19 protein-coding genes and 1 tRNA gene are annotated in these 19,328 nt (G+C 60.6%); 12 read left to right on the top strand and 8 right to left on the bottom strand.

Features of this window, described 5'->3' with window-relative positions:
• The first annotated feature begins 434 nt into the window (after window positions 1-434).
• Entirely contained in the window at window positions 435-1,058 is a 624-nt protein-coding gene (locus ACQKKX_RS14585) for a ribonuclease D (protein WP_427571543.1), read from the top strand.
• A gap of 208 nt (window positions 1,059-1,266) precedes the next feature.
• Window positions 1,267-3,075, top strand: a complete 1,809-nt coding sequence (locus ACQKKX_RS14590) for a hypothetical protein (RefSeq protein WP_427571545.1) — start codon at window positions 1,267-1,269, stop codon at window positions 3,073-3,075.
• An 87-nt stretch (window positions 3,076-3,162) separates the two neighbouring features.
• On the opposite strand, the gene rpsA is transcribed toward ACQKKX_RS14590, so the two are convergent.
• On the bottom strand, window positions 3,163-4,866 hold the full coding sequence (rpsA, locus tag ACQKKX_RS14595) for a 30S ribosomal protein S1 (RefSeq protein WP_427571547.1): 1,704 nt from the start codon (window positions 4,864-4,866) through the stop codon (window positions 3,163-3,165).
• 158 nt (window positions 4,867-5,024) lie between these two features.
• Window positions 5,025-5,657 carry a (d)CMP kinase gene (gene cmk, locus ACQKKX_RS14600; protein ID WP_427571549.1) on the bottom strand — a complete coding sequence of 211 codons (633 nt, stop codon included), beginning with the start codon at window positions 5,655-5,657 and terminating at the stop codon, window positions 5,025-5,027.
• 234 nt (window positions 5,658-5,891) lie between these two features.
• Here cmk and ACQKKX_RS14605 point away from each other — a divergent pair, with 234 nt between their 5' ends.
• Both ACQKKX_RS14605 and ACQKKX_RS14610 read left to right on the top strand, forming a co-directional pair.
• Entirely contained in the window at window positions 5,892-6,278 is a 387-nt protein-coding gene (locus ACQKKX_RS14605) for a TIGR02300 family protein (RefSeq protein ID WP_427571615.1), read from the top strand.
• A gap of 151 nt (window positions 6,279-6,429) precedes the next feature.
• Window positions 6,430-6,505: transfer RNA gene (locus ACQKKX_RS14610), tRNA-Ala, on the top strand.
• A 51-nt stretch (window positions 6,506-6,556) separates the two neighbouring features.
• Here the strand turns inward: ACQKKX_RS14610 and ACQKKX_RS14615 are convergent.
• From ACQKKX_RS14615 to ACQKKX_RS14635, 5 genes are read right to left on the bottom strand one after another with little or no spacing between them, the layout of a single operon-like run.
• Entirely contained in the window at window positions 6,557-6,961 is a 405-nt protein-coding gene (locus ACQKKX_RS14615; RefSeq protein WP_427571550.1) for a hypothetical protein, read from the bottom strand.
• Window positions 6,962-7,001: 40 nt separating this feature from the next.
• Window positions 7,002-8,156, bottom strand: coding sequence for an N-acetylglucosamine-6-phosphate deacetylase (gene nagA, locus ACQKKX_RS14620; RefSeq protein ID WP_427571552.1), 1,155 nt, complete (start codon window positions 8,154-8,156; stop codon window positions 7,002-7,004).
• Window positions 8,153-9,181, bottom strand: coding sequence for an SIS domain-containing protein (locus ACQKKX_RS14625; protein ID WP_427571553.1), 1,029 nt, complete (start codon window positions 9,179-9,181; stop codon window positions 8,153-8,155). The genes nagA and ACQKKX_RS14625 overlap by 4 nt, the downstream gene beginning before the upstream one ends.
• A 14-nt stretch (window positions 9,182-9,195) precedes the next feature.
• Window positions 9,196-9,960 carry a GntR family transcriptional regulator gene (locus ACQKKX_RS14630; RefSeq protein ID WP_427571555.1) on the bottom strand — a complete coding sequence of 255 codons (765 nt, stop codon included), beginning with the start codon at window positions 9,958-9,960 and terminating at the stop codon, window positions 9,196-9,198.
• Window positions 9,957-10,844, bottom strand: coding sequence for a BadF/BadG/BcrA/BcrD ATPase family protein (locus ACQKKX_RS14635; RefSeq protein WP_427571557.1), 888 nt, complete (start codon window positions 10,842-10,844; stop codon window positions 9,957-9,959). Before ACQKKX_RS14635 ends, ACQKKX_RS14630 begins: the two co-directional genes overlap by 4 nt.
• A gap of 207 nt (window positions 10,845-11,051) precedes the next feature.
• On the opposite strand from ACQKKX_RS14635, the gene ACQKKX_RS14640 reads away from it, so the two are divergent.
• The 8 genes from ACQKKX_RS14640 to ACQKKX_RS14675 all read left to right on the top strand — a co-directional run bounded on the left by ACQKKX_RS14640 (window position 11,052) and on the right by ACQKKX_RS14675 (window position 18,704).
• Window positions 11,052-11,942 carry an N-acetylmuramic acid 6-phosphate etherase gene (locus ACQKKX_RS14640; protein WP_427571559.1) on the top strand — a complete coding sequence of 297 codons (891 nt, stop codon included), beginning with the start codon at window positions 11,052-11,054 and terminating at the stop codon, window positions 11,940-11,942.
• A gap of 51 nt (window positions 11,943-11,993) precedes the next feature.
• Complete coding sequence (locus ACQKKX_RS14645; RefSeq protein WP_427571561.1) at window positions 11,994-13,259, top strand: ABC transporter substrate-binding protein; 1,266 nt, start codon at window positions 11,994-11,996, stop codon at window positions 13,257-13,259.
• Between the two features lie 203 nt (window positions 13,260-13,462).
• Window positions 13,463-14,413, top strand: coding sequence for a carbohydrate ABC transporter permease (locus tag ACQKKX_RS14650; RefSeq protein ID WP_427571562.1), 951 nt, complete (start codon window positions 13,463-13,465; stop codon window positions 14,411-14,413).
• A 12-nt stretch (window positions 14,414-14,425) separates the two neighbouring features.
• Window positions 14,426-15,265 carry a carbohydrate ABC transporter permease gene (locus tag ACQKKX_RS14655; protein WP_427571563.1) on the top strand — a complete coding sequence of 280 codons (840 nt, stop codon included), beginning with the start codon at window positions 14,426-14,428 and terminating at the stop codon, window positions 15,263-15,265.
• On the top strand, window positions 15,262-16,323 hold the full coding sequence (locus ACQKKX_RS14660; RefSeq protein ID WP_427571564.1) for a Gfo/Idh/MocA family protein: 1,062 nt from the start codon (window positions 15,262-15,264) through the stop codon (window positions 16,321-16,323). Before ACQKKX_RS14655 ends, ACQKKX_RS14660 begins: the two co-directional genes overlap by 4 nt.
• A gap of 22 nt (window positions 16,324-16,345) precedes the next feature.
• On the top strand, window positions 16,346-17,353 hold the full coding sequence (locus ACQKKX_RS14665; protein ID WP_427571566.1) for an ABC transporter ATP-binding protein: 1,008 nt from the start codon (window positions 16,346-16,348) through the stop codon (window positions 17,351-17,353).
• Between the two features lie 65 nt (window positions 17,354-17,418).
• On the top strand, window positions 17,419-17,967 hold the full coding sequence (locus ACQKKX_RS14670; protein WP_427571567.1) for a DNA-3-methyladenine glycosylase: 549 nt from the start codon (window positions 17,419-17,421) through the stop codon (window positions 17,965-17,967).
• Between the two features lie 182 nt (window positions 17,968-18,149).
• Window positions 18,150-18,704: a winged helix DNA-binding protein gene (locus tag ACQKKX_RS14675; protein ID WP_427571568.1), complete on the top strand. Its 555-nt coding sequence runs from the start codon at window positions 18,150-18,152 to the stop codon at window positions 18,702-18,704.
• Between the two features lie 125 nt (window positions 18,705-18,829).
• Here the strand turns inward: ACQKKX_RS14675 and ACQKKX_RS14680 are convergent, their stop codons facing one another.
• Entirely contained in the window at window positions 18,830-19,297 is a 468-nt protein-coding gene (locus tag ACQKKX_RS14680; protein ID WP_427571570.1) for a hypothetical protein, read from the bottom strand.
• Between the last annotated feature and the right edge of the window lie 31 nt (window positions 19,298-19,328).

The following is a 19,328-nucleotide window of genomic DNA, read 5'->3' on the forward strand; positions in this document are numbered from 1 at the left end:
TGGAACCTCGCTGAGGAGTTGCAAATGTGAAGGCGAGGTGCGGTATATCGGCGCGGGATGACACTTACGTGACGTCGCAAGACCGGGAGATGAGAAGCGGAATAGATTCGGGCTCGTTACCCATCAGTACGGTGGGCAAAAACGAAAAAGCCTGCCGCGGGAGGAGGTGCGGCAGGCTTTAAACTTGACCGACAACTGGGAGGAGGAGGATGTTGTCGATCCGTATCGGGCGGCACTGGGAGGAGGAGTGTGCCGCTTCGATGTGATCCTTATAGCTATGCTTCTCACGAAAGGGAAACGTGTTTGTTGCAACGCAGCAATGCGTCTGGTGCAAGCCTGCTTGTTTTTATGTCACGAAACAGGGCAAAGGGCGTTATGAATGGATCACAACGAGATCCCCCAGCAAGTACGCAGACCCGAGACAAGGATAAGTCATGACCACGATCCGTCAACATGAGGGCGACATTTCCGCCGCGGATGCGGCGCGTTACACAGGCGCGATCGCCATCGATACAGAAACGCTGGGATTGGTGCCGCATCGCGATCGTCTATGCGTCGTGCAGCTTTCACCTGGAGACGGCACGGCCGATATCGTCCGCATTGCCGCCGGACAGAAGGAGGCGCCCAATCTCGTTACCCTTCTGGCTGATCCGACCCACGAAAAGATCTTTCATTACGGCCGGTTTGATATCGCCGTGCTGTTTCATACCTTCGCCGTGACGACGACACCGGTCTTCTGCACGAAGATCGCTTCCCGCCTGGCGCGGACCTATACGGACCGCCATGGCCTGAAGGACAATCTGCGCGAATTGCTTGAGGTGGATATCTCCAAGGCGCAACAACAGACCGACTGGGCTGCAGAGGTTCTTTCCCAGGCGCAGCTAGAATATGCGGCATCGGACGTACTGCACCTGCATGCGTTGCGCGACAAGCTGGTCACACGCCTCATCCGCGACAAGCGGATGGAACTGGCCGAAGCCTGTTTCGCCTTCCTGCCGTCACGGTCCAAACTCGACCTTCTGGGTTGGGGAGAGACCGATATCTTTGCCCATAGCTGACCCGGGATGACCGGTGCAGGGCGCCGCCTGACCGCCTTGCCGATGGCGTTAGCGAAACGTTAGGGATGTTCGGGCCATCATTCGCGACCGGCATGAATGTGCCATGAGGCGCCACGGCCACAACCCTTAGGGTTGCGGATCACCCTATCCGATGCGGCCGGCCTGTCCCATCCACACGAGGACCAGCCTCCTTGCCGCGGAGCCGGCCATGCTGCCCCCACTTCCTGCCCTAGCTGTTCCTGCCCTTCCCGCCCAGGCCACGCCCTCTGCGCCGCAGGCGAACGCACGGCAGACGTCGCCCTTGCCGCAAATCACGGATGGGGAAGCCCAGGCCAGCGCACCGCCCGCCGCGCCCCCGACGACCCGCAGCGCGGATCTGCTCGATCTTTCCGGCCAGCTGCGGCTGGGGCAGAGCCTTTCCGTTTTCGCAGAGACGCTCGGCAGCCTTCTCGACCTGCCGCGCCATGAGGGCGAGACACTGGCCGACTACAGCAGACGGCTGGCTGCGGCGATCCAGGCGCTCGGCAGCGCCGAGCGGGCCAGGTTGCAGGCATTGCTGGACCAGACCATGCAGGGCATCACGGTCAAGCTGCTGAGCGAGCTTTTGAAGGACCCGACCGGTCCGGCGGCCGCGCGACTGGCCGTACGCATCGAGGTCGCCCGTGCCGGCGGCGTGGATATTGCCGCCGGTCATGCGGTTCAATCCTACCGGCAGAACAATGGCGTCGACATCGCCAGCACTGCTGGCGCGCTGCTAGCGACCAACAATTCTGGCAAGGACACGAGCCCAGGCAAGCCGGACGGGATGGGGACGCTCGATCCCCGCACCGTTTTGCGCGCGACGACGACTACCGATCGGCAAAGCGAAGCGGCGTCGACGCTCCTTGCAACAACACGGGCTGTTGCGGCGACGGCGCCAGATAGTGCTGAGGGCAGCATGACGGACGCGGCCGACGCGGCCCCTGGAACTGGCGGCGACCAAGATGGCGGCTCCGGCGATGATGCGGTTGACGGGAGAACGCCCAGGCCCGGCCAGCCCGCCGGCAAACCGGTTTTTGTCGGGACCGGTCCCGGTCCCTCTCGGGTTCCGCTATCCGCGCCGCCCACCATGCCGGATGCGCAAGCGCTGGTATCGACGGAGCCCGATGGCAAGATGGCTGCGCGGCCGCAAATGCCACCCATGACGGGCGGCACGCAGGACGATGCAGCGGCGCCAACCGCCGGTCCTCCTATCGCGCCGGCCTCGGCCTTGCGAAACGACGGCGCCAGCAGAGTGGGCGCAATCTATGACGCGGCGGCCCTTGCCCGAAGTGCCCATGCTCGGGCTGGCTTACTGACGCCGTACACTTTGCCGACGGCAATGGATTTGCCTGACGATGGACAGAGGTTCGATATCCCTGCGGAAAAGCCGGAAGGCCGAGCTTTGCGCCCGACGTCTGCTGCCCTCCCCAACGCTCAAACAGGCGTAAGCGAGGTTATGCCGGGCAAAGACCGTGTTGAAGACGGTGGTGTGGTCGCGCCGCGAAAGCGGCCCATCGATGCTGTCGACCGAAACCCGCTACAACCGGTCGTCTCGCCGATGCCGACGACGACGCTCAACGCCGCCGGCCTGGCGCGTCAGGCCGACACCGCCTTCGAAAAAGCCCTGCTCGGAATGATGCTGCCGGCTCGCGAACCGCCGGCCCATCCGCTCGTGCCCCGGGCCGCCGGTCAGGATTTCGACGATGAGCGGGACCATGCGGTGAGGCGCAAGCCGGCGGTCGGTGACGATGGCCAGCCATCGCGGCAGGGTTCTGGCGGCGAACATTCTTCGCGACAGGAGAAGCAGCCCGCCAGGGACGCTGCCGCGGTGGAAACGGTGCTCGATCAGATCGTTATCGACGACATTGACGAAATGACGGAACATGAGCCGGTAACGGCCACGGCGGGTCTGCGGCAGGCGCCGCAACAGCACCTGTCGAGCCGCGCGGCGCCGACCGCCGAGGATTTCTACCGGCGGCTGGCGATCCTCGAATAGCATTCGCGATTGCCGACAGCCGAAACGGAAAAGGCCGCCGGGTTTCCCCGACGGCCTGTCTTCATTTCGAAAGATCGAAGCTAGCGATTATTCGCCGCCACGGTTCTTCAGGGCTGCGCCCAGGATGTCGCCAAGCGAAGCGCCCGAGTCGGACGAACCGAACTGAGCAACGGCTTCCTTCTCTTCAGCGATCTCGAGAGCCTTGATCGACAGCATGACCTTGCGGTCCTTCTTGGAGAAGTTGGTGACGCGAGCGTCAAAAACCTGACCAACCGAGAAACGCTCCGGACGCTGGTCGTCGCGGTCGCGAGCGAGGTCAGCGCGGCGGATGAAGGACGTGATGTCTTCGTGGTCGACGAGCTTCACTTCGACGCCACCGTCGTTAACGGCGATGACTTCGCACGAAACGACAGCGTTCTTGCGCAGGTCGCCGGAAGCGGCGGCTTCACCCACCGAGTCCTTGCCGAGCTGCTTGATGCCGAGCGAGATACGCTCCTTCTCGACGTCAACGTCGAGAACAACGGCCTTGACGATGTCGCCCTTGTTGAACTCTTCGATGACCTGCTCGCCCGGACGGTTCCAGTCCAGATCGGACAGGTGAACCATGCCGTCGACGTCGCCTTCGAGGCCGATGAACAGGCCGAATTCGGTCTTGTTCTTGACTTCGCCTTCGACTTCAGTGCCGGCCGGGTGGCTGAAGGCAAATGCCTGCCAGGGGTTCTCGAGGGTCTGCTTGAGACCGAGCGAGATACGGCGCTTGGACGGATCGACTTCGAGAACGACGACGTCGACGTCCTGCGTGGTCGAAAGGATCTTGCCGGGATGAACGTTCTTCTTCGTCCAGGACATTTCGGAAATGTGGATCAGGCCTTCGATGCCCGGCTCCAGCTCAACGAAAGCACCGTAATCGGTGATGTTCGTGACGGTACCGGAGATCTTCTTGCCGACCGGGTACTTGGCCGAGATGCCATCCCACGGATCCGACTCGAGCTGCTTCATGCCGAGCGAGATGCGGTGGGTTTCCTGGTTGATGCGGATGATCTGAACCTTGACCTGCTGGCCGATGGACAGGATTTCCGACGGATGGTTCACACGGCGCCATGCCATGTCGGTGACGTGCAGCAGGCCGTCGATGCCGCCGAGGTCAACGAACGCACCGTAATCGGTGATGTTCTTGACGACGCCGTCAACAACCTGACCTTCTTCGAGATTCTGAACGATTTCAGAACGCTGTTCGGCGCGGGACTCTTCGAGAACCGTACGGCGCGAAACAACGATGTTGCCGCGACGCTTGTCCATCTTGAGGATTTCGAAGGGCTGCGGGTTGTGCATGAGCGGGGTGACGTCGCGGATCGGACGGATGTCCACCTGCGAACGCGGCAGGAAGGCAACGGCGCCGTCGAGATCGACGGTGAAGCCACCCTTGACCTGGTTGAAGATAACGCCTTCGACGCGCTCGCCGGCTTCGAACTTGGCTTCGAGCTTGACCCAGCTTTCTTCGCGGCGAGCCTTTTCGCGCGACAGAACAGCTTCGCCGAGAGCGTTTTCGATGCGCTCGACGTAAACTTCAACTTCGTCGCCAACCTTCAGCGAGCCGTCCTTGCCCTTTGCACCGAATTCCTTCAGCGCGATACGGCCTTCGACCTTGAGGCCGACATCAATGACGGCAACGTCTTTTTCAATCGCCGTGACGATACCCTTGGCAACGTAGCCTTCGGCGAGATCGGTCTTGGCAAAGGATTCTTCCAGCAGAGCTGCGAAATCTTCGCGCGACGGGGTAGATACTGACATGAAATCTCCTGGGCGTATCCATTTCGGACACTGGGCGCCGGGGGTTCGCGTTAAAAATACCCAAAGTTCAAGTCCGCTTTCTTGAAGGAAAGCAATCCGGCGCGGGGACTGGAACTGCGGGGCATGCCGGCTGCCGGAAAACCAGCGGCCATCAAGTCTCAATTCAGGGCAGCATCGACGATGCGTTTAGCCGCCTGAAACGCGGCCTCTATACTCATTTCCGAGGTATCTAGCAAGACCGCATCCTCCGCAGGCCTCAGAGGGCTGTCGGCGCGGTTCATGTCGCGATCGTCGCGCTTCTTCACATCCTCGACGATAGCATCGTAATCGGCCACCTGTCCGTTGGCGACGATCTCGTCGTAGCGGCGACGCGCGCGCACTTGCGGCGAGGCGGTGACATATAGTTTGACTGCCGCATCGGGACAGACCACCGTGCCGATATCGCGCCCGTCGAGCACCGTCCCCGGTCCCCTTCGTGCAAAAGTCCGCTGTGCCTCGACCAGCGCCCGGCGAACCGCAGGCATCACGGCGATCTTCGAGGCGGCTTCCCCGACCTCATGCCTTGCCAGCACGGAGCGATCGAGGCCGGCAAGGTCGATTTTAAGCGCAATCTGTTCGGCAATCGTTTCGTCGTCGAGCGGCAGGCCGGCATCGATCAGCGCCTTGGCCGTAGCGCGATAGGTCAGTCCCGTATCGAGGTGGTGAAAGCCGTAGGTTTCGGCCAGGCGGCGTGAGAGCGTGCCTTTGCCGGCAGCCGCCGGTCCATCGATGGCGATCGTGATCTGTTTCAAGCGACGACGTCCTCCTGATCTTGCCGAAGCGGGATTTCCGCCGCCTTAGCACGCGCTGTCATGGGGGTCACCGTTCAATGTGGCGCCTGGCCGGGATTTGCCGATCAAGTTTGCCTTTGACATGCCCATGGACAACGATTATGGGGACCGGCTAAGCATTTTCACCTGAATATGACGACCGCACCAAGCGGCATTGCCGATACCATTCGGCCCATTCTCACGAGGCTTTCGACAGTGGCAAAAGCGGAACTTGGCACCAAACGTGTAGACCCGGATACGGGCAAGAAATTCTACGACCTCAATCGCGACCCGGTCGTCTCGCCCTATAGCGGCAAGTCCTGGCCGCTGTCCTTCTTCGAAGAGAACTCGGCTGCCGCCATCATGGAACAGGCCGAGGAAGAGGACGTTCAGGAAGTCGACACCGAAAACAACGAGGCCGAACTGGTTTCGCATGACGACAACGACGACGGCGCCGGCAATGACGACATCCCGGATGACCTCGGCGATGACGACGTCGAGATCGAAGGCGACGACGACGACACCTTCCTGGAAACCGAGGAAGACGATGACGACGACATGTCCGACATCATTGGCGTCGGCGGCGACGACGACGAAGGCTGACCTTCACTAAAACGCGGCCCGGCCAAGATTTTTTTGCCGGGCCGCATTTTTCGGCTTGCGCTTCCCGGAAACAGGAAGTACTTAGCCGCCACTCCCGAAGCGAACGCGCCGAGGGAGTTTCCCAGGACCGGAAACACCGGACCACCCTGATGGGGCTATAGCTCAGCTGGGAGAGCGCTTGCATGGCATGCAAGAGGTCAGCGGTTCGATCCCGCTTAGCTCCACCAATTTTCCCAGACACTTTTCAGCTGATACGAGATTTCCGACATTCTTTTGTGTCAGATCTTGTACACCTCTTCCCCGCAGAACACGATCACGTAGCCGCCCGATGGCTCGGCTTTCGCCGCCCATGATTCGAGCTGGCTGCGATAGGGCTCGCTGCGCCACAAGTCCGGATGATCGGGATCGGCAAGAACAGTGATCTGCGGTCCCTGCTGGTAAATCATCATTTTCGAGAGTGCCGGGTCCCATTCGGCGGGCAGCGAATCATCCGTGCGCCAGAGACATAGAAAGTCGCGGCAGAGTGCCGGACGGTTCTCATAGATCGAACAGCCCTGCCCTTCGATACAGTGCGTGCACCACGCATTCGCCGACTTGTCGAAATACGAGATATCGGGCAGCCGGCAGCAGAGCGTGCAGGTGCCGCAGGTTCGGCTTTCCGTATTCTCCGGGATGGCGCACATGCGCCTGCCAATAACACTGGTGCGGCCCGGACAAAAGCGGCTATTGTCGATGCACACAGGTGCCGCCGATGAAGGTGGCGTTCATCGAAAGGTCGTCATTCAGAAGCACGAAATCCGCATCCATGCCGGCCAGCAAGGTGCCCTTGTGCGAAATGCCGACGGCTTCCGCCGGATAGACTGTCGCCATGCGGACGGCTTCCTCGAGCGGCAAGCCGAGCGTCTCGTGCACGAAACGAACCGACGACAACATGTCGATATCGGCGCCGGCAAGCGTGCCGTCCGCCAATGTCAGCTGGCCATCCTTGCGCAGGATCTCGCGGCCATTGAGGGTAAAGCGAGTGATATCGGTGCCGATCGGCGACATGGCGTCGGTGACGATAAAAACATGTCCCGCGCCCCGTTTTGCGCGCAGCGCGATGGCCATGGACGATGGAACGACGTGGATGCCGTCCGCGATCAGGCCGCAATGGAGGACCGTGCTGTCCAGTGCCGCACCGACTAGTCCAGGTTCGCGATGGCCAAGCGGGCTCATGGCATTGAAGAGATGCGTCACCATGCGCGCACCGGCCTCCTCATAACGCCTAGCCGTCTCGAAGCCTGCTTCGGTATGGCCGAGGCTGACGGCGATGCCAGCGCCCGCCAGCTTTGCGACCTGCGCCGTGGTGACATTTTCCGGTGCGATCGTTGTCAGCAGAACATCGAGATCCTGTGCCGAGGACAGGAGAAGATCGAGGTCGGCCTCGTCCATCGAGCGGATCAGCGAAGGGTCATGTGCTCCCTTGCGGGCAACGGAAATGTGTGGACCTTCCAAATGAAGACCGAGGAAACCAGGGACGCCATCACGCTTCGCCTGTTTGCCGGCCTCAACGGTGGCGCGGGTGATTTCCGGCCTATCGGTAATCAGCGTAGGTAACAGTGCCGTCGTGCCGAAACGCGCATGGGCCGCGCAGATACGCGACAGGCCCGCGACGGTCGGCTCATCGTTGAGCATGACACCGCCACCGCCATTGACCTGAAGGTCGATGAAACCAGGCAGAAGCAGGCCGCCGTCGACAAAAACTTTCTCCGCATCCTCCGGCAGTAGCGTCACCGCCATGATGGCTTCGATCTTGCCGCCGGCGACGATGAGGGCTGAATCATCATGCCACGTCTCGCCATCGAAAATACGCGTGCCCAGATACGCCTTCTTGGTCATCGTGTTTCCGTTACCTTCTTCAGGGCCGCCGGCGCGTCCGGATTGAAACCGCGGCTGCGCGACCAGGATTCGACAAACCCGTAGAAGGGCACGATCAAGGCGAGTGCGTCGGTCAGGGGATGGCCCGTTGCCACGAAAGGCAGCTTGCACGCGGCCCTGATATTGTCCGATGTCGCGAAGGCGAGCGCCCGTTTGCCGGCCAGGCTGTCGACGATCTCGACGACGGAGCTTTCCGCCGCATCGCGTGCGGCAAAGGCAAGGAGCGGAAACCTGTCTTCCACCAGCGCTACCGGACCATGCAGGACTTCGGCTGCCGAATAGGCTTCGGCATGCATGTTGGAGGTTTCCTTGAACTTGAGCGCCGCTTCGCTGGCGATTGCAAGAGCTGGTCCGCGACCGAGCATGTAGAGCGATTCGGCATCGCCTAGCCCGGCAGCGAAGTCGTCCCATCGCAGGGCGACGGCCTTGCCGAACACATCCGGCAGGTCTTGGAGCGCGCTGCGCAGGCTGGCATCATTGGTCCATTCGGCGAGGAGCACCAGGCCGGCAACGATGGAATTGACAAAGGATTTGGTGGCGGCAACAGCAAGCTCCGGTCCGGCCTGAATATCGATCGCGTGGGTGGCGGCGGATGCGATGGGCGACGGCAGGCTATTGGACAGCGCCACCGTGACCGCACCGGCAGCGGTGGCCGCTTCTGCCATGGCGACAATGTCCGGGCTTTTGCCGGATTGGGAAATGGCAATCGCGGCGCCACCGGCCAATTTCAGCCTGGCGCCGTAAATGGAGGCAAGCGAGGGACCGAGCGAGGCGACGGGGCATCCGGCCGTCAGTTCGATTGCATATTTGAGGAAGGTGGCGGCGTGATCGGAGGAACCACGGGCGATGGTAACCAGGAAAGCCGGATCCTTTTCGCGCAGAGCAAGGCCTGCGACTTTCAGGTCCCGTGCAGAGCGATCAAGAAGGCGGGCGACAGCATCAGGGATCTCATCGATCTCACGGCGCATATGGGTCTGGGTAGGCATCGTGCTCTCCGTCTTCAGCGGTCCCCGAGCGTCAGCTCGGCCACGAAATCATAGGCATCGCCCCGATAGAGGGAGCGCGTGAACTCGACCACCCGGCCGGAACCCAGATAGGATATCCTTTCGATCGACAGACCGGCGGCGCCGACCGACATCTGCAGGAGCCCGGCATCGGGGTTCTTTACATTGCAGGCAGAGATGCGCTGGATGGCACGGATCGGGCGCGTACGCGTCTTTTCCAGCTCGGCATAGAGCGAGGTAGTGACGCGCGCGGGGTCGGGCAGGAATTCGGCGGACAGGCTGGCGCGTTCAATGGCAAGCGGCATGTCGTTGGCGATACGCAGTCGGCCGATGCGGGCCACCAAAGTGCCGGGGGCAAGGCCGAGCATGACGCTTTCTTCGGGCGACGGATGATAAAGGCCGCGCTCCAGCCACTCGGACCGGGTAGCAAAACCGCGCCGCGCCATGTCCTCGGTGAAGGAGGTCAGATGGGAAAGCGGCTGCTCCACCCGCGAGACCGGCTTGACCACAAACGTGCCGGAACCGTGGCGGCGCAGCAGCAGGCCGTCTTTGACCAGATCGTCCACTGCCCTGCGCACGGTCACTCGGCTGACGCTGGCGTAATCCGCAAGATCCCGTTCGGCCGGCAGAGCGGCACCGTGCGCGAGCCGGCCGGAACGGATGGCATCTTCCAGCGTCTGGCGCAGTTTCAGATAAAGCGGGCCGGCACTTGCCACCTGAAAGCCGTCGAGCGGCAGTATGACGGACAGCGCTTCGCTCACCGGGCCGCCCCTTGCAAGGTCAGTTCGGAGACGGCAAGCGAGACGGCGCCAGTCAAGGCATCGGCCAAGGGCTCGGTGAGGTGGACCCGATGACGTGGCGCCAGGTAGGCTGGATAAAGCGCGGCGAGCCCACCGAGCAGACACAGTCGGCCTTTCCCCTGCATGACGACGGCCACGGCATCGAGCGCGGCATCGATTTCGCCAGCGGCTGCGTGAAGAATGCGCAATGCCGTTTCATCCCCGCGTTCGGCGGCAAAGAAGACGCGCGGCGCATAACGGCCGAACTCGCCCGGGCTGGCCTTGCGGGCAAAGCCGACCACCTGCTCGGGATCATTGCCGAATTCCGCGAGCAGTTCGGCAGAAATCGGCGTCACCGGGCGAACGCCGTCATGGGCCAGCAGGCATTCCTGCAAGGCGGCATGGCCAAGCCGCGCACCGCTGCCAAGATCGCTGACCTGAAACCCCCAGCCACCGATAGAGGTGAGTTTATCACCGCGACGTGCCAGGCAGATCGTGCCCGTACCGAGAATGGCAATGGCGCCATCTTCATTACCGACAGCCCCCTGCAGCGCTATCAGCCCGTCATTGACGATTTTGGAGCGCTGAAACGGCAGGCGAGCGAGAACATAATTGACGGCATCGCCGACATTGTTGCCGGCAAGCCCGAGAAGAGCGGAAGAGGATCCGACGAGATCCTCCGACAGACCGGCATCGCGAAACGCCAGACGTGCAGCCTCCTCAATATGGCGCAGTGCATTGTCGGGATCGGACAGGATGTTGGAGGCGCCGCTCTTGCCGCGACCGAGAATGCGGCCGTCGGCATCCGCCACCGCCGCGCGGCAGCTGGTTCCCCCGCCATCGATCCCGATGATATAGTCCGGCATAAGCACCTCCGATCAAAACCATACCAAAAAAGTACCAATAGCCAAGCGGGATTTGGGATGAGCATTTTCGATAGAGTTTAATTCATTGAAATTGTGAACGATTTTCGCATAGTCTCAACACCGTCCTCACTCAACTTTGGCGTTCGTTAATTTGCGTCTGGACAATTGGTATTTTTTTGGCATCATTTCTTCCGAGGGAGAAATCGGATGAGCAAAAACGCCACCGAAGCCAGTCATGACAGTGCGATCGGGCTCGATCAGCTTGAGCCGGCTACGGTGTTGCGGCTGCTTGCGGAAGGCCAGCAGGCTGCGGCGCAGGCAGTAACGGATGCCATTCCGGCAATTGCTGAGGCGGCCGCCCTAGCGGCCAATGCTCTGCGCAATGGTGGACGGCTGATCTATGTCGGCGCAGGCAGTTCCGGCCTGATGGCCATGGCAGATGCGCTCGAACTGCCCGGCACCTACGGCATTGCCCGCGACCGGATCGTCGTACTGATGGCCGGTGGGCTTGCCAGCATGACCGATCTTGCCGGCGGGCCGGAAGACGACGTCGCCCTGGCCGAGCGAGACGCCGCTTCCATTGCCGCCAATGACTGCGTGATATGTGTCACCGCCAGCGGTTCGACACCCTATTCGCTCACTATCGCAAAAATCGCGGTCTCCCGTGGCGCAAAGGTAATCGGCTTGGCCAATAATGCCGGTGCTCCGCTGTTTGACGTGGCCGATGTGGCCGTTTTACTGGCAACGCCGCCGGAAGTGGTGGCCGGCTCGACCCGCATGGGCGCCGGCACCGCGCAGAAAATCGCGTTCAACATGCTGTCGACACTGACCGCCATCAAGCTCGGTCACGTGCATGATGGACATATGGTGGATGTGCGGGCCGACAATGAAAAGCTGCGCATCCGCGCCACGCGTATCGTTTCCGAAATCGCCGGCATCGATATGGATGCCGCGGTCGCACGGATGCAAAGTGCCGACGGCTCGGTGAAGATAGCCGTGCTGTTGGCAGCCGGCGCAGAAAATACCGAGGCGGCGCAGGAAGCGCTTGCCCGCTCGGGGCAGGTGCTGCGGCAGGCGCTGACCGAGTTCGAGAGATAATAACTGGGAACTGAAAAACGCGCCCGCGGGCGCAATAACCGGGAGAACGTCATGACCCGCATGCTTAAAGGTTTGATGCTTGCCACGACCGTGCTGGTGCCTGCGGCACTGGCCGGCACCGTACAGGCTGCCGATACCGCGCTGACCATCGAAAGCTGGCGCAACGACGACCTGTCGATCTGGCAGGAAAAGCTGATCCCCGCCTTCGAGGCCAAGAACCCAGGCATCAAGGTGACGTTCGCGCCGATGGCGCCGACCGAATACAATTCGGCCGTCAATGCCAAGCTGGAAGCCGGCACGGCGGGTGATCTCATCACCTGCCGCCCGTTCGATCTCTCGCTCGCCATGTTCGAAAAGGGCCAGCTCGTCGCGTTGAACGACCTCGACGGGATCAAGAATTTCTCCGACACGGCGAAATCCGCCTGGACCACCGATGACGGCAAGACCACGTTCTGCGTGCCGATGGCATCGGTCATTCACGGCTTTATCTACAACAAGAAGGCATTTGAAGAGCTGAAGGTCGAGGTGCCGAAGACCGAGGACGAATTCTTCGCCCTGCTCGAAAAGATCAAGACCGACGGCAACTATATCCCGATGGCCATGGGCACCAAGGACCAGTGGGAAGCCGCCACCATGGGCTATTACAATATCGGCCCGAACAGCTGGAAGGGCGAGGAAGGCCGCAAGGCGTTGATCGCCGGCACCCAGAAACTCACCGATGCAGACTGGGTCGAGCCCTATAAGACGCTTGCCAAGTGGAAGCCGTATCTCGGCGATGGTTTCGAGGCCCAGACCTATCCGGACAGCCAGAACCTGTTCACGCTCGGCCGTGCCGCCATCTATCCGGCCGGTTCGTGGGAAATCGCGCCGTTCAAGGCACAGGCCGATTTCGAAATGGGCGCCTTCCCGCCGCCGGTAAAGAAGGCCGGCGATACCTGCTACATTTCCGACCATAACGACATCGGCATCGGTCTCAACGCCAAGGGCAAGAACCCGGAAGCTGCCAAGAAATTCCTCGCCTGGGTCGCCTCTCCGGAATTCGCGACGCTTTACGCCAATGCCTTGCCCGGCTTCTTCAGCTTGAACTCGACGGCGGTGAAGATGGAAGACCCGCTGGCGCAGGAATTCGTCTCATGGCGCCAGAATTGCAAGCCGACCATCCGCCCGAGTGCGGCCATCGTCGGCCGCGGCAAGCCGAACCTCGATCTGGAAATGTGGCGTGTGTCGGCCAATGTCATCAATGGCACGCAGACACCGGACCAGGCTGCCGAAGAGACCCAGAAGGGTCTCGACAGCTGGTACAAGCCGGCGAAGTGAGAATGAGCGAAGGTTACGGAGGCTGATCACCAGCCTCCGTTCGCCCTTCGACAAGGCTCATCAACCTCTCACTCGTCTTCCTCGTCCTCGGGTTTAACCCCAAGGATGTCCTGAAGATCTGCAACGGCCTTAGATCATGAACGTGGTCAGATCCTCGGGACAAGCCGAGGATGACGGCTCACATGCAACGCAGAGTTCACATCATGAGCGACACCAACACCGCCGATCCTGCGATCGCGCCAATCAAGCGCCCCGTCCGCTGGCATATCGCCGTGTTTCTTGCGCCCGCCGTGCTTGTTTATACGGCGATCATGATCCTGCCGCTGATTGAGACATTGCGGCTGTCGCTCTACAATCTCGTCGACGGACAGACGGCGTTTGTCGGCCTTTCCAACTTTACCACGCTGTTTTCCGATCCGCGGCTTTCAGCCAGCTTCTGGAATGCGCTCGGCAACAACTTGATATTTTTCGTCATCCATATGTTGGTGCAGAACCCGGTCGGCATCGCGCTCGCCGCCATGCTGTCGGTGCCGAAACTCAGATTCGCCACCTTCTATCGCACCGCCATCTTCGTGCCGACGCTCTTGTCCTTCGTCATCGTCGGCTTCATCTGGAAACTGATTCTCTCGCCGATCTGGGGCATCGCGCCGGGAATGATGGACCTTGTCGGGCTGAAATGGGCGTTCGCGCCTTGGCTCGGCCGGCCCGATAGCGCGCTGATCGCCGTGTCGCTTATTTCCGTCTGGCAATATGTCGGCATTCCGATGATGCTGATCTATGCGGCGCTGCTCAATATTCCCGAGGAGGTGGTGGAAGCCGCCGAATGTGACGGCATTACCGGCTGGAGCCAGTTCTGGAAGATCAAGCTGCCGCTGATCCTGCCATCGATCGCCATCATCTCGATCCTCACCTTCGTCGGCAATTTCAATGCCTTCGACCTGATCTACACCGTGCAGGGGGCACTGGCTGGTCCCGACGGGTCGACCGATATTCTCGGCACCCTGCTCTACCGCACCTTCTTCGGGTTCCAGAACCAGATGGGCGACCGCTCCATGGGCGCGACCATCGCCACCGTGATGTTCCTGATCATCCTCGCCGGCGTCTCGCTTTATCTTTTCGTCATCCAGCGGCGCATGCGCCGTTACCAGTTCTAAAAGGAGGCGATCATGACCAAGGCGCGTACTTCGCTTGTCCGCAGCGCACTGATCCACCTCGCTCTGATCAGCTACACGTTGATTGCGCTGTTTCCGGTGTTTCTGACGCTGGTGAATTCGTTCAAGAGCCGCAATGCCATCTTTCGCGATCCGATGGCGATCCCGACGCCCTCTACCTTCGATCTCGTCGGTTACCAGACGGTGCTCGCACAGGGGGATTTCTTCGGTTATTTCCAGAACAGCCTGATCGTCACCGTGCTGTCGATCGCACTCGTTCTGCTGTTCGGCGCCATGGCGGCGTTTGCGCTCTCCGAATATCGCTTTCGCGGCAATCTGCTGATGGGCCTTTATCTGGCGCTCGGCATCATGATCCCTATCCGTCTTGGCACCGTCGCAATCCTCCAGGGCATGGTGGCCGCAGGCCTCGTCAACACGCTGACGGCGCTGGTTCTGGTGTATACCGCGCAAGGACTGCCGCTTGCCATCTTCATCCTGTCGGAATTCATGCGGACCGTTTCCGATGATCTCAAGAATGCCGGGCGGATCGACGGACTGTCCGAATATGCGATCTTCTTCCGCCTCGTCCTGCCGCTGGTGCGCCCCGCCATGGCGACGGTCGCCGTATTTACCATGATCCCGATCTGGAACGACCTGTGGTTCCCTCTCATTCTCGCCCCGGGTGAGGAAACCAAGACGGTGACACTGGGCGCGCAGATGTTTATCGGCCAGTTCGTGACCAACTGGAATGCGGTGCTTTCCGCACTCTCGCTCGCCATCCTGCCGGTTCTTGTTCTTTACGTCATTTTCTCACGCCAGCTGATCCGCGGCATTACCTCGGGAGCCGTCAAATGACTTCAAACATTCCACTTCGCGTTCTGGTCGCCGGGCTCGGCAATATGGGCCGCAGCCATGCGCTGGCCTATCACAACAATCCCGGCTTCGAGATTGTTGGCCTTGTGAACCGAAGCAAGCCTGATTTGCCGGCAGAACTCGGTGACTACCCTTTCTTCGACAATTTCGAAACGGCGCTTTCCGACCTGAAACCGGATGTCTGCTCGATCAACACCTATTCCGACAGCCACGCGGCCTATGCCATCCAGGCATTCGAGGCAGGCGCCCATGTGTTTCTGGAAAAACCGCTGGCAACGACGGTTGCCGATGCCGAGCGCGTTGTGGCTGCCGCCAAGGCAGCGGGCAGAAAGCTGGTTGTCGGTTACATCCTGCGTCACCATCCCTCGTGGATACGGCTCATCGCAGAGGCACGCAAACTCGGCCCACCTTATGTATTCCGCATGAATCTCAACCAGCAATCGTCGGGTGCGCACTGGGACGTACACAAGGCATTGATGAAGACAACCGCACCCATCGTCGATTGCGGCGTGCATTATCTCGACGTGATGTGCCAGATTACCGATGCGCGCGCCGTCGAAGTGCGCGGCATGGGTCTGCGCATGTCCGACGAGATTGCCGAGGACATGTACAATTACGGTCATCTGCAGGTCTTGTTCGAAGACGGTTCGGTCGGCTGGTATGAGGCCGGCTGGGGACCGATGATGTCGGAGACGGCGTTTTTCGTGAAGGACGTGATGTCACCGAAAGGGTCGGTATCGATCAGGGTCGATGAAAACGCCAGGTCAGCCGATATCGACACGCATACGAAAACATCCGTCATCCGCGTGCACCGCGCCGAAACCGGGCCGGATGGCGGATTTCTCAAGCCCGATGAAGATCTGAAGATGGACGGCGAACCCGGCCATCAGGAACTCTGCGATCTGGAACAGGCCTATATGCTGAAGGCGATCCGCGAAGATATTGACCTGACGCGGCATATGGGTGACGCGGTGCAATCGCTGCGTATCGCGCTGGCGGCCGATGAAAGCGTGCGTACCGGTCAACCGGTTCGCCTTTGAGATCACGTGAAGGAATAGGCTCTTGGGTTCTCTGAAACTGACCGCCATTAGAAAGGCCTTCGGCAATCACGAAGTCCTCAAGGGCATCGATCTCGTCGTCGAAGACGGCGAGTTCGTGATCTTTGTCGGCCCGTCCGGCTGCGGAAAATCAACGCTTCTCAGGGTCATCGCCGGCCTCGAGGATGCAACAAGCGGTAGCGTCCAGATCGATGGCGACGAGGTTGCGTCCGTGCCGCCGGCCAAACGCGGCATCGCCATGGTGTTCCAGTCTTACGCGCTTTATCCGCACCTGACGGTCAAGGACAATATGGGTCTTGGCCTGAAACAGGCCGGCACGCCGAAGCAGGAAATCCAGACCCGCGTCAGCGAGGCTTCCCGCATGCTGTCGCTCGGACCCTATCTGGAGCGACGCCCTGCCGAACTTTCGGGCGGCCAGCGCCAGCGCGTCGCCATCGGCCGCGCCATCGTGCGCGAGCCGAAACTGTTTCTCTTCGATGAACCGCTATCCAATCTCGATGCGGCGCTGCGCGTACAGACGCGGCTGGAGATCGCCCGCCTGCATCGGCAATTGAAGGCGACGATGATCTATGTAACCCACGACCAGGTGGAAGCGATGACGCTCGCCGACAAGATCGTGGTGCTGAACGCCGGGGCGATCGAGCAGGTCGGTTCGCCGATGGAACTCTACAACAGACCGGCCAATACCTTCGTTGCCGGCTTCATCGGGTCTCCGCAGATGAATTTCATCGAAGCCGAACGTTTGAATGAGCCACAGGCCAAGACCGTCGGCATCCGTCCCGAACATATTGCATTGTCGCGGGAAAGTGGCGACTGGCGGGGCAGGGTCATGCATGCCGAACATCTGGGTGCCGATACCATTCTCTACATCGAGACCGAAATCGCTGGCCTCGTTACGGTGCGACTGTTCGGCGAACACCGTTATCAGGCCGAGGATATCGTCTTTGCAACGCCGGACAGAAGCCGCCTGCACCGGTTCGACGGTGCCGGTAATGCAATTCCCGGCGCATGACGGGCAGGACCTTGCCGGGACCGCAGGGCGGGCCGGCATTCCTGCCGTGATCGAAACGGTGAGACATGACGGACGTGGAATTTTTTGACCGGTCATCGGTAGACGTGGCGCGGGATGTGATCGGCGCCGAACTGGCCTATGACGGATGCGGCGGCATCATCGTCGAAACAGAGGCCTACGAGCCGGACGATCCGGCCTCCCATAGCTTTCGGGGCATGACACCGCGCAACCGTATCATGTTCGGCCCGCCAGCCCATGTTTACGTGTACCGTTCCTACGGCATCCACTGGTGCCTCAATTTCGTGTGCCGGTCGGGCAGCGCGGTGCTGGTTCGGGCCCTGCAGCCCGTTTCCGGCCTTGCTGAAATGGAGGTCCGACGCGGCCGGACAGACCCGTTGCTTCTCTGTTCCGGGCCCGGACGCCTATGTCAGGCCCTTGGCATCGGCATCGAACAGAATGGGATGCCGTTGTTGCGGCCCCCTTTTTCAATCGATCTTCCAGCGACAGCGCCCATCATCGATGTCGGCAGGCGTATCGGCATTTCAAAGGCAATCGATCAGCCTTGGCGTTTTGGCCTAAAGGGCTGCGCCCATGTCAGCCGCAGGTTTCAGTGACGATGCACATCGCGTCCGGCGATGCTTCAATGTATTGCTCAAGCCGTCGACAGGTAGGTTTCCGACCCCGGGGCAGACCTGACGCTAGAAATTCAATAACGCCGAGTTTTTTCACTTCAAAACCGACTGTATTTTCTTAAAACTTGATGCAATATACCGCGCATGCTGCGTGGAGAATTCCGATGAACGACATACCGGGTGCCGAGGGCGCGGCCGAAGACCTGACGGTCATGACCGTTTCGGATGACGCCCTGACGGCGTTCGAATGGTCGCTCTGGCGCATCTCCGCAGCCTTTCTGCGCTGGCAGTCGGAATGCAGCAGCGATCTTGCCGGCACCAGCATCAGCGGTCTGGAAACCGCCGTTCTGCATACGATCCGCTACCGTCAAAGGCCCAAGGGCCTCAGCGAAATCTGTCGATTGCTGGGCCGCGAAGACACGGCAAACGTCCAGTATGCCATTAAGAAACTTCAGTCTCTAAGGATGATCGAACGCGTCAAGGGACGGTCGCGGAAGGATACGCTTTACGTGCCGACGCCTGCGGGCGAACAGTTGACCCAGGATTACCGCGCGGTGCGCGAAAACCTGCTCGTGTCGATGATCCAGCGGATCGAGAAATCCGACACGACCTTGCAGGCGACAACGGAAATGCTTGAGCTGCTGACGAGTTTTTACGAAGCGGCGACCCGTCGAGTGGCGAGCGCACCCTTACCGGCCGGCGCTTCCGCGCGCTCCTGATCTTCGAGCCGAAGCGTCTCAAACCGTGGTCTAACGCAGCGGCACCGCCTGAGCTTTGATGCGATGCATGGGTTGGGCTAGACAGGTAGTCCTGCTCAGGTCTATTCGCCGGCTTGTGCTCGAAATTATTTCCTGGAAATGGTCACGAATTTGGTGCCGCGCACCCGCACCGTCATTTCGCAGGGCGCACCACCGGCTCTATCGCAATATTTCGGCGCCATCTTGAAGACGAAGACCATATTTCCAAAACGTTTGATGAAGTCGTAGGAGAAGATGCGGGCCGTGGCGATCATGAAATAGCCGCCCTCCTTCACCTGCAGATAGAAATTATAGGGGCAGCCTTCTTCGTTGCAGGCCGGACCCTTTGTGCCGTCGCACGTATAGGCACCGTGATTGGAGACGGCATCTATCAACCCGTCATTGTTGATATCCAGACGAGTGATGAAATCGGGCGCGAATTCGACGGCAGCGCACTGCTTGCGGAAATGGTCCTTCTCGTAGATTTCCGGATCGCTCAGCAATTTCTGCTGGGCCGAGGCAGGTGCCGCCACCGTCAACAACGAAACGGCAAGGACGGCGAAAAGAAATTTCATGGAAACAACCCCGGATCAGCAGGCGTGAAGA

The organism is Neorhizobium sp. NPDC001467 (genome assembly GCF_050275975.1).
Taxonomy (GTDB): domain Bacteria; phylum Pseudomonadota; class Alphaproteobacteria; order Rhizobiales; family Rhizobiaceae; genus Neorhizobium.

Bases quoted from the DNA above. Each gene is read 5' to 3' on its own strand.
- ACQKKX_RS14585 (WP_427571543.1), top strand. From the start codon at position 435: ATGACCACGATCCGTCAACATGAGGGCGACATTTCCGCCGCGGATGCG.
- ACQKKX_RS14590 (WP_427571545.1), top strand. From the start codon at position 1,267: ATGCTGCCCCCACTTCCTGCCCTAGCTGTTCCTGCCCTTCCCGCCCAG.
- rpsA (WP_427571547.1), bottom strand. From the start codon at position 4,866: ATGTCAGTATCTACCCCGTCGCGCGAAGATTTCGCAGCTCTGCTGGAA.
- ACQKKX_RS14615 (WP_427571550.1), bottom strand. From the start codon at position 6,961: ATGTGCGCCATCCCGGAGAATACGGAAAGCCGAACCTGCGGCACCTGC.
- nagA (WP_427571552.1), bottom strand. From the start codon at position 8,156: ATGACCAAGAAGGCGTATCTGGGCACGCGTATTTTCGATGGCGAGACG.
- ACQKKX_RS14625 (WP_427571553.1), bottom strand. From the start codon at position 9,181: ATGCCTACCCAGACCCATATGCGCCGTGAGATCGATGAGATCCCTGAT.
- ACQKKX_RS14635 (WP_427571557.1), bottom strand. From the start codon at position 10,844: ATGCCGGACTATATCATCGGGATCGATGGCGGGGGAACCAGCTGCCGC.
- ACQKKX_RS14640 (WP_427571559.1), top strand. From the start codon at position 11,052: ATGAGCAAAAACGCCACCGAAGCCAGTCATGACAGTGCGATCGGGCTC.
- ACQKKX_RS14645 (WP_427571561.1), top strand. From the start codon at position 11,994: ATGACCCGCATGCTTAAAGGTTTGATGCTTGCCACGACCGTGCTGGTG.
- ACQKKX_RS14650 (WP_427571562.1), top strand. From the start codon at position 13,463: ATGAGCGACACCAACACCGCCGATCCTGCGATCGCGCCAATCAAGCGC.
- ACQKKX_RS14655 (WP_427571563.1), top strand. From the start codon at position 14,426: ATGACCAAGGCGCGTACTTCGCTTGTCCGCAGCGCACTGATCCACCTC.
- ACQKKX_RS14660 (WP_427571564.1), top strand. From the start codon at position 15,262: ATGACTTCAAACATTCCACTTCGCGTTCTGGTCGCCGGGCTCGGCAAT.
- ACQKKX_RS14670 (WP_427571567.1), top strand. From the start codon at position 17,419: ATGACGGACGTGGAATTTTTTGACCGGTCATCGGTAGACGTGGCGCGG.
- ACQKKX_RS14675 (WP_427571568.1), top strand. From the start codon at position 18,150: ATGAACGACATACCGGGTGCCGAGGGCGCGGCCGAAGACCTGACGGTC.
- ACQKKX_RS14680 (WP_427571570.1), bottom strand. From the start codon at position 19,297: ATGAAATTTCTTTTCGCCGTCCTTGCCGTTTCGTTGTTGACGGTGGCG.